At 63.9% G+C, this 14,846-nt stretch carries 17 protein-coding genes; 6 read left to right on the forward strand and 11 right to left on the reverse strand.

All coding sequences use genetic code 11. The features are described 5' to 3' along the window. Positions 1-1,584, forward strand: coding sequence for a hypothetical protein (locus tag AC56DV_RS27150; RefSeq protein ID WP_496317333.1), 1,584 nt, complete (start codon positions 1-3; stop codon positions 1,582-1,584). 51 nt (positions 1,585-1,635) lie between these two features. On the opposite strand, the gene AC56DV_RS27155 is transcribed toward AC56DV_RS27150, so the two are convergent. After that, complete coding sequence (locus tag AC56DV_RS27155) at positions 1,636-2,655, reverse strand: transporter (protein ID WP_496317334.1); 1,020 nt, start codon at positions 2,653-2,655, stop codon at positions 1,636-1,638. A gap of 131 nt (positions 2,656-2,786) precedes the next feature. On the opposite strand from AC56DV_RS27155, the gene AC56DV_RS27160 reads away from it, so the two are divergent. Continuing rightward, a complete protein-coding gene (locus AC56DV_RS27160) occupies positions 2,787-4,010 on the forward strand; it encodes a response regulator (RefSeq protein WP_496317335.1) in 1,224 nt (407 codons plus the stop codon). Here the strand turns inward: AC56DV_RS27160 and AC56DV_RS27165 are convergent. Both AC56DV_RS27165 and AC56DV_RS27170 read right to left on the reverse strand, forming a co-directional pair. Beyond that, complete coding sequence (locus tag AC56DV_RS27165) at positions 3,988-4,263, reverse strand: TehB family protein (protein WP_496317336.1); 276 nt, start codon at positions 4,261-4,263, stop codon at positions 3,988-3,990. The two genes, AC56DV_RS27160 and AC56DV_RS27165, sit on opposite strands and share 23 nt — an antisense overlap. Positions 4,264-4,335: 72 nt before the next feature. Next, positions 4,336-5,322, reverse strand: coding sequence for an aldo/keto reductase (locus tag AC56DV_RS27170; protein ID WP_496317337.1), 987 nt, complete (start codon positions 5,320-5,322; stop codon positions 4,336-4,338). 100 nt (positions 5,323-5,422) lie between these two features. Between AC56DV_RS27170 and AC56DV_RS27175 the strand changes: the two genes are divergently transcribed. Next, entirely contained in the window at positions 5,423-6,340 is a 918-nt protein-coding gene (locus AC56DV_RS27175) for a LysR family transcriptional regulator (RefSeq protein WP_496317338.1), read from the forward strand. 3 nt (positions 6,341-6,343) lie between these two features. Here AC56DV_RS27175 and AC56DV_RS27180 read toward each other — a convergent pair whose 3' ends face one another. Genes AC56DV_RS27180 through AC56DV_RS27205 form a run of 6 tightly spaced genes read right to left on the reverse strand, consistent with a single transcriptional unit; the run spans position 6,344 to position 10,877 of the window. After that, positions 6,344-6,721: a group III truncated hemoglobin gene (locus AC56DV_RS27180; protein WP_496317339.1), complete on the reverse strand. Its 378-nt coding sequence runs from the start codon at positions 6,719-6,721 to the stop codon at positions 6,344-6,346. Between the two features lie 3 nt (positions 6,722-6,724). Next, a complete protein-coding gene (locus AC56DV_RS27185; protein WP_496317340.1) occupies positions 6,725-7,354 on the reverse strand; it encodes a hypothetical protein in 630 nt (209 codons plus the stop codon). Beyond that, the gene (locus tag AC56DV_RS27190; protein WP_496317341.1) at positions 7,351-8,055 is read right to left on the reverse strand and encodes an SCO family protein; all 705 of its coding nucleotides are present in this window, start codon (positions 8,053-8,055) and stop codon (positions 7,351-7,353) included. The genes AC56DV_RS27185 and AC56DV_RS27190 overlap by 4 nt, the downstream gene beginning before the upstream one ends. Further along, positions 8,030-8,626, reverse strand: coding sequence for a c-type cytochrome (locus tag AC56DV_RS27195; protein ID WP_496317342.1), 597 nt, complete (start codon positions 8,624-8,626; stop codon positions 8,030-8,032). The genes AC56DV_RS27190 and AC56DV_RS27195 overlap by 26 nt, the downstream gene beginning before the upstream one ends. Continuing rightward, positions 8,623-9,201: a cbb3-type cytochrome c oxidase subunit II gene (locus AC56DV_RS27200; protein WP_496317343.1), complete on the reverse strand. Its 579-nt coding sequence runs from the start codon at positions 9,199-9,201 to the stop codon at positions 8,623-8,625. The genes AC56DV_RS27195 and AC56DV_RS27200 overlap by 4 nt, the downstream gene beginning before the upstream one ends. Before the next feature lie 2 nt (positions 9,202-9,203). Continuing rightward, positions 9,204-10,877: a cbb3-type cytochrome c oxidase subunit I gene (locus tag AC56DV_RS27205; protein WP_496317344.1), complete on the reverse strand. Its 1,674-nt coding sequence runs from the start codon at positions 10,875-10,877 to the stop codon at positions 9,204-9,206. Positions 10,878-11,076: 199 nt separating this feature from the next. Between AC56DV_RS27205 and AC56DV_RS27210 the strand changes: the two genes are divergently transcribed. Continuing rightward, positions 11,077-11,541 (forward strand): RrF2 family transcriptional regulator, encoded by a 465-nt coding sequence (locus AC56DV_RS27210; RefSeq protein WP_496317345.1) that lies wholly within the window; start codon positions 11,077-11,079, stop codon positions 11,539-11,541. 16 nt (positions 11,542-11,557) lie between these two features. Here the strand turns inward: AC56DV_RS27210 and AC56DV_RS27215 are convergent, their stop codons facing one another. Together AC56DV_RS27215 and AC56DV_RS27220 are read right to left on the reverse strand one after the other, a co-directional pair. Next, a complete protein-coding gene (locus tag AC56DV_RS27215; RefSeq protein WP_496317346.1) occupies positions 11,558-12,397 on the reverse strand; it encodes an HDOD domain-containing protein in 840 nt (279 codons plus the stop codon). Positions 12,398-12,508: 111 nt separating this feature from the next. After that, complete coding sequence (locus AC56DV_RS27220; RefSeq protein WP_496317347.1) at positions 12,509-13,792, reverse strand: D-amino acid dehydrogenase; 1,284 nt, start codon at positions 13,790-13,792, stop codon at positions 12,509-12,511. A gap of 105 nt (positions 13,793-13,897) precedes the next feature. Here AC56DV_RS27220 and AC56DV_RS27225 point away from each other — a divergent pair, with 105 nt between their 5' ends. Both AC56DV_RS27225 and AC56DV_RS27230 read left to right on the forward strand, forming a co-directional pair. Next, the gene (locus AC56DV_RS27225; protein WP_496317348.1) at positions 13,898-14,389 is read left to right on the forward strand and encodes an Lrp/AsnC ligand binding domain-containing protein; all 492 of its coding nucleotides are present in this window, start codon (positions 13,898-13,900) and stop codon (positions 14,387-14,389) included. Between the two features lie 70 nt (positions 14,390-14,459). Then, positions 14,460-14,843 (forward strand): hypothetical protein, encoded by a 384-nt coding sequence (locus tag AC56DV_RS27230; protein WP_496317349.1) that lies wholly within the window; start codon positions 14,460-14,462, stop codon positions 14,841-14,843. Positions 14,844-14,846 lie beyond the last annotated feature (3 nt).

Genomic DNA, 14,846 nt, shown 5'->3' on the forward strand with positions numbered 1-14,846 from the left:
ATGGTAAAACGTGCGGCGGCAGTATTTCAGGAGTCCTCAAGGCTGTACCGGCAGGCCAGCGAAGCGGCTGTGACGCTACTCGATGCTGCGGATGCAGACAAAGAATTCATGCGCTCCGCATTGATGGCCCACGATAAAAATGGCGAAGAGGTCTTGCTGGCGACGACAAAGGACCGGACTCTTGCCGTTGAAAAGGCGCTGGCCCATTTGAAAGCAACGGCTGGCCTCATGGACATGCGTCACGCTGTGCCGGTATTGATGGAGGCGATGGATCATTTCTATTACACGGAACGGCCTCGCTATGAAGAAAGCTCCTGGATCGGAATTGCCCTGAAGACGGCGATCGCTGCGGTTTGGAGCAACCGGAACAGTCCTTCCGCCAAGTCGAAAAGCAATGTGCAGCTACTCAAGCTGGTACAGGCCGCAGCAGCTTTTGAGCAGTTGCGCATACACCGGGAGCATGCCGAAGTATTTGGATATGGCCGCGCGTACTGGCATAACTCGGGGATACGTCTGTGCGAAGACAAGGACCAGCAAGTGACGGAAAGGTGGGCCGAATACGCAAGTCCTCGTGGCGAGATTCAGCGTACGCTCAAGGATTCGTTTGCGGTGGTCTGGGATGACATCCGGCGCTTTCTCGATATCGCAGCCGACGTTGTCAATGGCGCGGATCCTGCGGCGATTCCCGAGCTGAAAGGCACTTTGTTTGAGCACGTTCGTTTGCAGCAGTTCTGGCTCGGCGTGCATGTCCGCTTGCTACTGCTGGTTATGGCGCAAAAGGTCAAGCAGGGCGTAAGCGATGAGATCCACGGCATTGCACTGTTTGAGGAATTGCCTATCGCGCTTAGCAATCTGAATGTCAATCCGGAGGTTCTCCAGGGTGAGATCCACAAGCTGTTCTGGAACGAAGATTGGTATCGGAAGCGGGCGGAATACACCCGCTCCAATATGATAGTGGAGCGCCCCGTGCTGCGCCTGGACAGCCGGACTTTCGTCACAACGCCCTTTGCCGTCATGGATTCCGTTAATTGCTTCATTGAGCATTCCGTGCTGGGGTACACCGGGCTGGGTGGCGTCAAATTGAACCCGGCGGTCTTTAAGGCAGCCATTTCAGGACCGTTCGAGGTTGAATCGGTTATGGCGTTCCGGGGCGCGCAGTGGCTCGCGGGGGGAGTGACCGAACACGGGGTCTGGTCGGTGGGCAGCGAGAAATTGGTCTCTGCCACCGGGGACATGTGTCCAGGCGAGATCGATGTGTTGGCATGCCATCCGGACGGCTCCTATTGTGTGCTGGCGGAATGCAAAGTGCTCTCGGATCCGCTTCCGGAGAGCGCGCTGCGCAATACCGTGTCCAAGTTGGGGCAGGATGACAGCGAGGGATTTCACGTCAAGCTGGAGAAGAAAGCCAAGTGGCTGAAGACGGTTGAGAAATTCTCGTCGATGACGATTATCCCCATAGTGCTGGTTGATCGAGCTGCATTTATGGCTAAGAATCCGCCCCATCAGGTGCTTGATATTTCGGATCTGGGAGCTCTTTTGGAGGAAATCGGTTTGCGAACGGTTACGCCTGCTACGCCGCGTTAGGTTCTTCGCTACAGGTGGATTGGCCCGCGTAGCCCATCGCGAGCCCGCTAACTATTCCTGGTCCTGCTGCTTGCGGTACACCAGCCAGCCGGCGATGGCGGTGAAGGCGGCGACGATGAAGGCGACCACCCAGAATCCGGACGGGTCGTCCGCCATCGGCACGCCGCCCACGTTCATGCCCAGCAGGCCGGCGATGATGTTGATGGGCAGGGCCAGCACGGTGACGATGGTCAGCACGTACAGGCTCTGGTTGTTGCTCTCGTTGACCTGCGCGGCGATTTCTTCCTGCAGCAATTTGATGCGTTCCTGCAGCGAGGCCATGTCGTTCAGCACCACGGCGAATTCCTCGGTGGCCGCGCGCAGCTCCTCGCTGTCCACGTCGGCCACCCAGGCGGGCGGCTTTTGCAGCAGGCGGAACAGCGCCGCCGGTTCCGGCGCCAGCAGCCGCCGCAGGCGCACCAGCACGCGCCGCAGCGCGCCCAGGTCGGTGCGCTTGCGCTTCAGTTTGCCTTGCAGCAGGTTGTCCTCGATGCCGTCCACGCGGCTGATGGCGTCGCGCACGATCTTCACCAGCGCGTCCGCCTGGTCGCGCAGCAGGTGCGTCAGCAGCTCCACCGGCGAGCGTATCGGCTCGCCCGCGCGCACCGCCTGGCGCAAGCCTTCGATGGCTTTCAGCGGCTGGCGCCGCGCGCTGATCACCACTTGCCGGTCCACGCTGAGCCACAGCGTGGCGATGTCGGAGGGGTCGAACGAGAAGTCGTGCACCACGTCGTTGACGACGGCGATCAGCGCGTTGTCGGCCAGTTCGATGCGGGTCGAGCGCTGGCCTTCGTGCAGGCTTTCATAGAATTCCTCGGCCAGCGCCACGTGCTCGTTCATCCACTTTTCGCTGGCGGTGTTGGCCAGGTTGAAGTGAAGCCAGATGAATTCCCCCTCGTGGTGGCCGGGCTGCGCCAGCCATTCCCGCGCGGCGTCGGATTCTATCGGCAGGGGCTGATGATCGCGTCCGAACAAATAGCCGCAGACCAGGCCGGATTGGTCCGATCCATAAGCGGGCGCGTTGATCTGCATGAGCATCTCCAAGGTTGAGTGCCGCAAGCATAGCAAACTGCGAGTGGCAGTGAAAGGTGTGACTTTTCGAGAGTTTGTTAGTACGTGTTGTTGTGCAAAATACAGCACGACACTTTGAAAGGAATGCCAGAATGAGCAAGCCGAACTCACGCTGGAAATTGGGACGCGATGGAGACAGCACCTCGCAGCGTAGGGACGTCCTGCCGTGGACCTTGTTCGTGGTGCTGGTTGCCGGACTTTGCGGCGTGGCGTTGGGTTCGTGGTTCCAGCCGGGTTATCACTTCGGCATCGCCATGGTCTGGAGCCTCGGCTGCGCCATCTCGGGAGTGCTGCTCGGCTTCTTATTCGGCATACCGCGCACGCCGCCTTCCGGCACGGTGAACGTAGGGCAGGCGGAGACGGTGGTCTCGGTGGCTGCCCCGGCTGCGGGCGCGGGGCAGGCCCAAGTTCCCGCTCCAGCGCCTGCACCGCCGCCGCGCCATGCAACTGCAGCCGATAGCAGTCCCAGTGAAATCAATTCGAATCTGGTGGAAGTTTCGGACTGGTTGACCAAGATTATTGTTGGCGTGGGCTTGGTGGAGCTGAAAAACCTGCCCACCTATGCCAGGGATATGGCCAGCTTTGTTGCACCCAGCCTTGGCATTGCGGACAACATCGGTATTCCCGTTGCTGGCAGCATCATGCTATTTTTCTCTGTGTTCGGTTTTCTTGCGGGCTATCTGCTCACACGCATCTATCTGGCTGTTGTTATCAAGAAGGCGGACATCGAAGTCAAGCAGCAGAACGAGGTCCAACTCGGAAGTGGCAAGCGGATTGAAGTTGGAGAGTTGACCCGCCTTCAGCAGGACGCCATCGCCGGCTTGCAAGAAACCGTGACGCAGCTTGTGATGGAACGGGATCCGGCGGCGTCTCTGGATGCGCAGGCCGCCTCCGGTCAAGTTGCCGCCGCTGCTGCTGCGCATCCGCACCGCATTCTCTGGGTGGATGACAATCCGCACAACAATACCCTGTTGGTCGAACAGTTGGAAAGGGAGCAGATCAGCGTGGACCAGGTGGGCAGCACTGAGGCGGCGATGGGCGTCATTGCAGAGGGAAAATACCAGGCGGTGATTACGGATATGGCGCGGCTCGAAGGTAAGTTTCATAGACCGGACGCGGGCGTGCAACTGATTACCGCGATCAAGGGCCGGATGCCGGAAATGCCTGTTCTGGTCTTCTGCAGTCGGCGAACCGCCGATCGATACGGTGAAGACGCCAAGAAAGCTGGGGCGCGCGTCGTTACCACATCCGGCACCACCTTGATCGCCGAGGTGATGAGGGCGCTGGTAAGCCCTAGCGGTGGAAGTCCACCCTGAAGCGTACTGGGCCGATGATCTCCACTTCGTGCTGAATGCGCGGCTCGACGATGCCGGGCTGTTCGGGCGTGAGCCGGATGGTTTCCTTTTCCGGCTCGCTGATGTGGTACAGCATGGCGCCTTCCAGCACCGTGATGCGGCCCCATACGCCGGCGGCGGTGTTGTGGTTGCGCTGCAGGGCCGCCGGCACCGTGTGTTCGGTGAATTCGGCGGTGCTCTTGTAGAAGGCGACGTTATCCGGCAGGGTTTTCATCCGAGGCTCCTGGTTGAGGTGTCAAAGCCATTGTAGATGAAAACCCATAAACATTCATTATGAATGAATGTTTTACCAGCGGTCGTGGACGTGGGGCGCGATGCGCTGGGTGTAGATGCTGCGCAGCGCAGCCATGGTGTCGGCATCCAGCGCGGGCAGTGCGCTGGCGCGCGCGTTGGCCTGCGCCTGCAGCGGATTCTTCGCGCCCGGGATGACGGTGCCGACAGCGTCTTCCATCAGGATCCAGCGCAGCGCGAACTGTGCCATCGCCACGCCGCCCGGCAGCAGGCTGCGGATCTCTTCCACGGCGGCCAGCGCCACGTCGTATGGCACGCCGGAGAAGGTTTCGCCTTTGTCGAAGGCTTCGCCGTTGCGGTTGAAGGCGCGGTGGTCATCGGCGGCAAAGGCGGTTGCGGCGTGCATTTTCCCGGTCAGCAGGCCCGATGCCAGCGGCACGCGCGCGATCACGCCGACCTGGCGCCGCCGGGCTTCGGCGAAGAACAGCCCGGCGGGACGCTGCCGGAAGATGTTGTAGATGATCTGGACCGATTGAACATTTGGATACTCGATGGCTTTCAGGCCTTCCTCCACCTTTTCAACGGATACGCCGTAGTGGCGGATTTTTCCGTCGGCGACCAGCTGGTCCATGTAGCCGAACACTTCCGGCTGGTAGTACACCGCCGGCGGCGGGCAGTGCAGCTGCACCAGGTCCAGGCAGTCGGTCTGCAGATTGGTCAGCGAGCGCTCCACGTAGGCGGTCAGGTTCTCCCGGTTGTAGGCCTCCGCCACGTGCGGCGACGAGCGCCGGCCGATCTTGGTCGCCACGAACGGTTTCGGTCCGCCGCGTTCCTTCAATACTTCGGCCACGATCTGCTCCGAACGGCCGTCGCCGTACACGTCCGCCGTGTCGATGAAGGTCATGCCCTCGTCCAGCGCCGCATGCAGGGCCGCTTTCGCGTCGTCCTTCGATACGTCGCCCCAGGCGCCGCCGATGGCCCATGCGCCAAAGCCGATTTCCGATACGCTTTGCCCGGTACGGCCGAATGTTCTTTGTTTCATGTCGTGCTCCTATGTGCGAGCTCATAGTTATAGCTGGTATCGGGAGCGCCGTGATAGGATTTCAGATGAAACTGGTTCATCGTCATAGTGAAGAAAAATCATGTCCATATTCGACCGCATCGAACTCGCCGATTTGCGGGTGTTCCTCACCATCATGCGCACCGGCAGTTTCAAGGGCGCGGCCATCCAGCTGGGATTGACGCCGTCGGCGGTCAGCCACGCCATGCGCAGGCTGGAGGAGCGGCTGGGCGCCAAGCTGCTGAACCGCTCCAGCCGGGCGGTTGCGCCGACCGATACCGGGCGCTCGCTGGCGCAGCGCCTGGAGGAGGGGTTCGACAAGATCGGGCTGGCATTGGCCGAACTGGACGCGCCCGGCGCCGGCCGCTATGGCGAGCTGCGTATCAATGTCTTTGCCGACGCGGCGCATTTGCTGATCAACCCGGCCTTGCCTGAATTCGCCCGGCTCTGCCCGGAGGTGCGGCTCACCGTGGTGGTGGAAGACCGGCCCATCGACATCGTGGCGGAAGGGTATGACGCCGGCATCCGCTACGGCCATTACGTCCCGGAGGACATGATATCCGTGCCGCTCAGCGGGCCGCAGCGCTGGGTGGTGGCGGCGGCGCCGTCTTACCTGGCCGCGCGCGGCGAGCCGTCGCAGCCGGCCGACCTAGCCGGGCATAATTGCCTGCAGCTGCTGTTGGGGGACAATTCGAGCTACAAGTGGGAGCTGGGCCGGGGGCGCAAGCAATGCCGCATCCGCGTGCCCGGCGCGATCACCATCAACGACACCGCCACCTCGATCGCCGCCGCGAAGGCGGGCGTGGGACTGGCATATTTCCTGGAGCAGCGCATTGCCGGGGAGCTGGCGGACGGCAGCTTGCGCCTGGTGCTGGAGGAGCACGCCGCCAGGGGCGAACCGTTCCACATGTATTACAGCAGCCGGCGGCACAACCATCCCGCGTTGCGCACGCTGGTGAACATCATCCGCGCGCAGCAATCGCTGGCCAGGCTGCGCTGAACGCTATTGCGCGACCACCTTGCCGAAGAAGCCGTATTGCAGGCTGGCGGCGATGCGGCGGGCCACGGTGAGGAATTCGTCGGCCAGCGCGGGCGCGAACAGGCGCGTGGCGGTGAGCTCGAACAAGGCCAGCCAGCGGCGGAAGTGCTGCGGTTCGATGCCGCTCAGCTGCATGTGGGTGCCGAACACGTTGCCCTGGAACTGCTTGGTGCCCATCATGACGGTGCTCCAGAATTCCACCATGCGCGCCAGGTGCGGGTCCCAATTGTCGCCGATGGCGGCGTCGAAGACCGGTCCCAGTTCCGGGTCGGCGCGCACGCCGTCGTAGAATTGGTGGACCAGGGCGGTGATGGTGGCGGTGTTCAGTTCCTGGTACTGCATGGCTTACTTTCGGACAGGGGCGGGCGGCGTGGGCGCGTTCAGCGCGGGAAAGCGGTAGATGCACCAGCCAACGGCGGCGGCCACGGCGAGGATGATGAGGAAGGCGCCGGTGAGCGCCTGGTCGTCCTTCAGGTAGGCGTTGCAGAGCTGCTCGGGCACGTCCTGGTACAGCATGCCGGCGATGGCGGTCATGGCGCAGAAATTCCCCAGGTAGAACAGCTGGATGACGATGTTGGCGCGCGCGATGGAGGCGGGCAGCACCGCGCCCAGCAGTGCCCAGGAGGCGAATTTGGCCAGCTCGTAGCCCGGCATGGTGAGGCTGAATTCGAGCGCGCGCGGGATCATCCAGTAGCTGCTGACGAGGAGCAGCGCCGTGAGGCCTGTCAGGCCGTGGCGGTCGTAGCTGGCGAACAGTTCGCTGTTGCGCACGGCGCGGCCGAACAGCAGCAGGCCGCCGAAGAAGATGATGGGGATTTGCAGCACCATGTGGCCCAGCATGGTGGCTTCCAGCAGGCCGCGGAACAGGAAGGCGCCGCCCAGCAGCAGCGCGCCGCAGACCTGGCCGAACAGCCGCAGGCGCGGCCGGCCGCGCTTGGCCGGGGCAGCCGCGCCTTGGCTCATGGTGCCGCTCATAGCGCGGCTCCTGCGGCAGCCTTGCCTGCGGCGACGGGGGCTGAACCCGGCCCCGCGCCAGCCATCGCCAGCGCGGTGTTGAGCGCGCCCTTGCCGTCGGTGAAGTCGACCACGCGCGCCAGGCGGCCTTGCTGGTCCACCAGGTGGAAGGCGGCGTTGTGCTCGAACTCGCCCAGCGGGGCCGGCAGCACGACGATGCCGAAAGTGTCCAGCACCTGCTGGCGCTGTTTCGCGTCCGGCATGGCGAGGAATTGCCAGCTTTCCGGCAGCGCCTTCTGCTTGCCGGCGTAGCTGGCCAGCAGCTGCGGCGTGTCGCGCGGGTCGAAGCTGATGCTGATCAGGCGCACCTTGTCCTGCAGGCCGCGCTGGCGCAGCGCATCCTGCATCTGCTGCACTTCGGAGCCGAGGATCGAACACATGGCGTTGCACTGCGTGTAGATGAAGGTGACGATGGCCACCCGCGGGTCGTCGCGCAGGGCCTGTTCCAGCGTGGCCGGCTGCGGCTGGCCGGAGGCGGCGACCACCCGCGCCACCGGCAGCGCGCGCGGATTTTCCGCGATGTCCAGCCGCCGCCCGGCTTCGGTCGAGATGACGCGGAAGCCGGAGGTGCCGGTATACAGGGCCGCCGTGCCGAGGGCGGCAAGCAGCAGCAGGGCTGCGGCAGTGCGGTACGGACTACTTGATTTTTTCCAGCTCTTCATCGCCATTCCATGGATCTTTGCGCTCCTTGCCTTCCTCGCGCACGGCTTTCACCGCGTCCGCGCTCACCTTGGCCGCGCTGTTGCCGAACTGGCTACGGATGTGGGTCAGCACCGCTGCCAGTTCGGCGTCGTTCAGCTTGTCCTTGAAGGCAGGCATCTGGCCATTATAAGCCGCGCCCTTCACTGTCAGCTTGCCGGTGACGCCGTGCAGCAGGATGGCGGCGGCCAGCGCCTCCTTGCCGGTCACCCATTCGGAGCCGGCCAGCGGCGGGAACACGCCGGGCAGGCCGGCGCCGCTGGCCTGGTGGCAGGCCACGCACTGCGCGCCGTAGATCTGCGCGCCGTCCACGGCGCCGGCCGCTCCGGCAGGCTTGGCCGTCAGGGTGGACATGGTGCGGCGGTCGCCCAGCGCCGGGTCGTCGTCGCCCTGGGTGGTGAGGATGTAGCCGATGGCCCAGGCGAATACCGCCGTCACGGTCAGCAGCACCAGCTTGGGCACCGGGCGGCCCTGTTCATGCGGGTCTGGATTTTCGCGCTGTTGCGCGTCGTGGCGGGGCAGGTCGGTTTTCATTTGAGGATCACCGGATAGGTATGGTCCAGTCCCTGCAGATAAGTCACCATGTCCAGTACCTCCGGCTTGGCGACGACGATCTTGCCGGCCGGGTTGTAGCCCGGCGGCAGGGTCACCACCCGGTCGCCCGGCTCGGCCGCGTCCTTGATGTCGAACAGGTAGGGGTAGGCCGGCATGATGGAGCCCGGCGTGTAGGCGCGCGGCTGGTACAGGTGGCCCAGGTGCCAGTCCGCGCTGGGCTGGCGCGCGCCGATGTTGAACAGGTCCGGCCCGGTGCGCATGGTGCCCAGCAGGTGCGGCTTGTCGTAATGGTAGTCGGCGGCCACCGAGGCGCGGCCCCAGCCGCGCTTGTCGTCCGGCGCCTGGGCCCTGTCGCGCGGCTGCTGCGAATGGCAGTACACGCAGCCGTTGCTGATGTAGGAGTCGCGCCCGCGCTGCTGCGCCATGGTGTAGGGCTTCAGCCCGGCCGGCGGCTCCGCCTTGCTCAGCTGGATGTGCGGCACCACCACCAGCGCCGAGGTGGCCAGGGCCAGCGTCACCATGGCGCCGCCCAGCAGTTTCAGTTCGTCTTGCATGCTTACGCTCCCGCCAGGTTGGACGATGGCGCGGCGGCGCTGCGGCTGTGCAGCAGCGCGGCGCCGATGCGGCGCGGGCCGTAGCGCAGCGCCATGGCGGCGAAGTGGCCGGCGAACACGATGTGCCCGAAGGTCATGATGGCGCCGCCCAGCGACCGGCTTTGCAGGTAGGGGATGGTGACGGCCACCGAGTCCATGAAGGGCTTGGACGCGTCCAGCATGGCCAGGCCCTGCAGCCAGCCGCCCGTGCTCAGGCCGATGAAGTAGATCGAGAAGCCCAGCACCACCAGCCAGAAGTGCGCGGCGATCAGGCTGGGGTAGGGCCATTCCCAGGCCATGATGCGCGGCATGACGAAGTAGATGGCGCCGAACATCACCATGGTGAAGAAGCCGTACAGGCCGAGATGGGCGTGCGCCACCGTGAAGTGCGTGAAGTGGGCCACCGTGTTCACCGCGCGCAGTGCTTCGATCGAGCCCTGGATGGAGCTGACCGTGTACATCATGCCGCCCAGGACGATGAAGCGCAGCGTGGGCGAGTAGATCAGCTTGGAGAAGTAGCCGCGCATGGTGAGGTGCTGGTTGATGGAGAACGAGATCACCGGCACCACCATCATCACGCTTTGCACGATGGACAGGGTGATCAGCCAGCCCGGCACCGGGCCGCCGATCAGGTGGTGGCCGCCCACCTGGCCGTAGAAGAAGGCCAGGGTCCAGAAGCCGAGCAGCGACAGGTTGTAGGACTGCACCGGGCGGCCGATGATCTTGGGCAGGAAGTAGTACACGGAAGCCAGCGCCATCGGCGTGTAGAACAGGCCCAGCACGTTGTGCCCGAACCACCAGTTCATGGCGGCCTGCTGCACGCCGAAGTGCACCGCCGGCAGGTTGCCGATCAAGAACAGGATCGGGAACCAGAACAGCGCCGCGCCCATGTACCAGACCGACACGTACAGGTGGTGCACCCTGCGGTTTTGCAGCGTGTACACCAGCGGCATGCCGACCAGCGCGCCGCCGGCCACCAGCAGCACGTCCACCTGCCAGGGGATCTCCAGCCACTCCAGGCCGTCCGTCAGGCCGACCGCGATGCAGCCCAGGCCGGCGATCAGGCCGGCGTTCCACAGCATGCAGCCGAGGATGGCGTAGCGGGCGCCCACCAGCGGCGTCTTGAGCAGGCGCGGCAGCAGCCAGATGGCGGTGCCGAAAGCGGCCATCGGCGCCCAGCCGTAGGCCACCGCGTTCAGGTGGATGGTGCGGATGCGGCCGAAGGTCAGCCAGGCCTGCTGCACCAGCCAGTCCGGCTCGTGCAGCTTGATGGAGCTGGTGAGCCCGGCCAGCGAGGCGACGATCAGCCACGCCATGGCGCAGGCCAGGAACACGAAGGTGACGAAGGCGCTGGAGCGGTCGGCCTCGATGCGCTCGGCCAGTTCCCGCTGCTGCTCGGCGTGCTGCTCCGCGCTCAGCACCGGCTTGACCTCGCCGGGCACCGGCAGGGCCAGCCCGGCGCGCTGGGCGGCGTTGGCGGCCGGTTCCTCGCCGTGGCCCAGTTCGCCGGTGGAAAAGATCACGTGCGCGGCCGCCGCGTCGTTGTCGAACATGCGCTTGCGCAGCGACCAGATGAACACCAGCAGGCCGGTGACCGACAAGATAAAGGAGGACAGCAGGATGGTGACGGTGTCCATGGCGAGCCTTGACCTTTGCTGGTTTAAACTACAACGAGTGTCACAGAAAGCGAGCCATGTGTCTTTCTGGAAAATGGGGGAGGCGGCAATAAGCTATATAATGAATGCCACTTCAGGCATGCTACAGTAGAGGCTGATTAAAAGCAATATATCGGATGCATGTTTAAAATCCGGACCGCAACCCGACCTTAGCCACCCTATGAGACTGACTTCGTTTACCGATTACACGCTGCGCTCGCTGATGTACCTGGGCATGAACCGCGACAAGCTGGTCACGATTCAGGACATCGCGGACTTGCACAACATCTCGAAGAACCACCTGACCAAGGTGATCCACCAGCTGGGCGTGAACGGCCTGGTGGAAACGGTGCGCGGGCGCAATGGCGGGCTGCGCCTCAAGCGCGAGCCGGCCGACATCAATATCGGCGCCGTGGTGCGCGAGAGCGAGAGCGATTTCTTCATGGCCGAGTGCTTCGACGGCGCGCACAACACGTGCGTGTTCAACGGCGCCTGCTTCCTGAAGACCAAGCTGGAGGAGGCGACCGCCGCCTACCTGACGGTGCTGGACGGGGTGACGCTGGCGGACTTGCTGCCCAAGCGGGGCGCGCCGATGGAGCAGCAGCTGCACCCGGTGCAGCTGCTGATGCAAAACGCCCGGGGCTGACGCCTGGGTTAATCCTTTAAACCAGTAGCGCCGCGTTCATGGCTTCGGCGTCCTTGCCGGCCTGGGCCAGCAATTCTTCCATCATTTCCTCGTCGATGAACAGGTCGATCACGGATTCGGAATGCGGCGGCAGCTCGCGCGGCGCGGCTTGCAAAGGCGAAGCCACCGGCGACAGGTGGTTGGCCAGCAGTAGCGTGTCGAGCAGCGACTCCGGCGGAATCTGCAGGAAGCTGTCGCGCATGCCCTGGATGGCGGTGCTCACCGGTTCCGGGATATTCAGCTTGTTCAGCACCTCGCGCGTGATGATTTCCTCGCTGGCGGGCTGCCAGTTTTCCGGGTCGTCCTCCAGCAGGCCGGGGAACTCGTCGGCGCGCGACAGCAGGTAGAAATTGCCCACCTCGTGCACGATGGCGGCGAACAGGGCGGTGTCCGGGTTGGTGTAGGTGACGTCGCGCGCGATGATGCGGGCCAGGCAGGCCACGTGCACCGTGTGCTGCCACAGCTGCTCGGCCTTGGCGCGCAGCGCCGGGTCGGCGATCTTGCTGCCGAACTGGCGCACCACCATGGCGGCGGCCAGCGCGAACAGGTTGTGGTAGCCGATGCGCATGATGGCGGCGCGCACATTGGTCACTTGCGGGCCGCCGGTGCGGTTGAACATGGCCGAGTTGGCCAGCGCTACCGTGCGCGCGGCCAGCTGGGGCTCGGCCAGCACCAGGCGGATCGCTTCATCGATGGGGCATTCGGGGTCGTCCAGCGCGAGTTGCACGCGCAGCGCCGCGTTGACGCTGGTGGGGAAAACCAGGTCGCCGCGTATCGCCAGGGCGGCGATATGGCCATAAGCTTCAAGTTTATTCATGCAAAAATTATACGCAGTGCGCGATGGCCGCACAACGGCCAATCGCCGGCGCCGCACGGCGGTGGTGCGGGCGCAACGGCGGGCGCGGCCATGGGCCGCGCTGCAGGATGATTATGCGTTGACCAGCTGCGGCGCGCGCCGGCCCGCTTCCTTGCTGTAGCGGCTGACGGACAGGTCGTCGGCCCGGATGGCGGGGCGCTTGGCCGAAATGATGTCGGCCAGCAGCTGCGCCGAGCCGCAGGACATGGTCCAGCCCAAAGTACCGTGGCCGGTGTTGACGAACAGGTTGCGCACGGCGGTGCGGCCGACCACGGGCGTGCCGTCCGGCGTCATCGGGCGCAGGCCGGTCCAGAAGCTGGCGCTGGCGGTGTCGCCGGCGCCGGGGAACAGGTCGTTGACCACCATTTCCAGCGTTTCGCGGCGGCGCGGGTTCAGCTGCGTGTTGAAGCCGGCGATCTCGGCCATGCCGCCGACGCGGATGCGGTCGTCGAAGCGGGTCACGGCGATCTTGTAGGTTTCGTCCAGGATGGTCGAGGTGGGCGCGCGGGCCGCGTCCACGATCGGCACGGTGATCGAATAGCCCTTCAGCGGGTAGACCGGGATCTTGACGATGTCCTTCAGCAGCTGGGTCGAATAGGAACCCATGGCCACCACGTAGGTATCGGCGTGCACCAGGCCGGTGTCCGTGACCACGCCCCTGATCTCGCCGCCGTCCATCACCAGGCTGCGGATGCCGGTGTTGTAGCGGAACTTGACGCCCAGCTCTTCCGCCATGGCGGTCAGGCGGGTGGTGAACAGCTGGCAGTCGCCGGTCTCATCGTTCGGCAGGCGCAGGCCGCCCACCAGCTTGTTCTGGTCCAGGCCGGGCTCGGCGCCCACCAGCTGCTCGCGGCTCAGCAGCTCGTAGGGCACGCCGGTTTCTTTCAGCACTTCGATATCCTTGGCGGCGCCGTCCAGCTGCTGCTGGGTGCGGAACAGCTGGGTGGTGCCCTGCTGGCGGCCCTGGTATTCGATGCCGGTGGCGGCGCGCAGCGCCTTGAAGCAGTCGCGGCTGTATTCGGCCAGGCGCACCATGCGCTCCTTGTTGACCGCGTAGCGCTCGGCATTGCAGTTCTGCAGCATCTGCCACATCCATTGCAGCTGGAACAGCGTGCCGTCGGGCGTGATGGACAGCGGCGCGTGGCGCTGCAGCATCCATTTCATGGCTTTCAGCGGAATGCCGGGCGCGGCCCACGGGGAAGCGTAGCCGGGCGAGATCTGGCCGGCGTTGGCGAAGCTGGTTTCCTGGGCGGAAGCGGATTGGCGGTCCAGCACCGTGACCTCGTGGCCGGCCTGGGCCAGGTAGTACGCAGTGGTGACGCCGATGACGCCGCTGCCAAGAATCACGATACGCATAACGCTCCCTCATGGTTTTTATGGCTTGCGCCAGATATAACGCTATGATAAGTTTGTTTCACTAGTGTTTGTTACTATAAAATAGCGGAGATTTAGTAAAAAATCATGCGTACACAGAAGGATTCGGTCCGTATCCTGGACAAGATGGACCGCAAGATCCTGCGCATCCTGCAGGAGGATGGGCGGATTTCAATGAAGGATTTGAGCGAGCAGGTGGGCTTGTCGATCACGCCGGCCATCGAACGCGTCAAGCGCATGGAGCGGGACGGCGTCATCACCGGCTACCACGCCCGCATCGATCCGCCGTCGCTGGGGGCCAAGCTGCTGGTGTTCGTGGAGATCACGCTCAACACCAAGTCGGCCTCGATGTTCGAGCAGTTCCGGCGCGAAGTGCTGCGCATCCCGGAAGTGCAGGAGTGCCACCTGGTGTCGGGCGACTTCGACTACCTGATCAAGGCGCGCATCCACGAGATGGCCGAGTACCGCAAGCTGCTGGGCGAGATGCTGCTGCAGCTGCCGGGCGCGGCGCAAAGCAAGAGCTACGTGGTGATGGAAGAGATCAAGGAGACGCTGTTCCTCTCCACCGAGGCCCTCTAGCACACGATTGAGCGTTATCAAGGTTGCCACATCCTGAGGGATCACTATAATGATTTCGACTGGGGGCGCCATGTCAGCCTACGAATTCAACCTGAGCCGCTACGCCGAGCGCCTGGAAATGGCTGGCGTGCCACGGGAGCAAGCCTTGGTGCATGCTGAACTGACCGCTGAAACGCTGCAGCAACTGGTCACGAAAGACTATTTGCACAGTGAGTTGGTTGCGCAGGAAGCGCGCATGGAGGCGCGCATGGACAGCCGCTTTGAGGTATTCGAGGCGCGAATTGACGCCCGGTTTATCGCGTTTGAAGCGCGCACGGAGGCCCGGTTTGCTGCATTCGAAGCACGTATGGAGACGCGTCTCGCAAAGTTGCAAACTGATTTGTTCCGCTGGCTCTTTATCGCGGTCTTCGTGCAAGGCGGTTTCATACTCGCCTGTTTGAAATTATTAGCTTGAGTA

Source organism: Massilia sp. BGA-UO-ETr-WB1 (genome assembly GCF_059567845.1).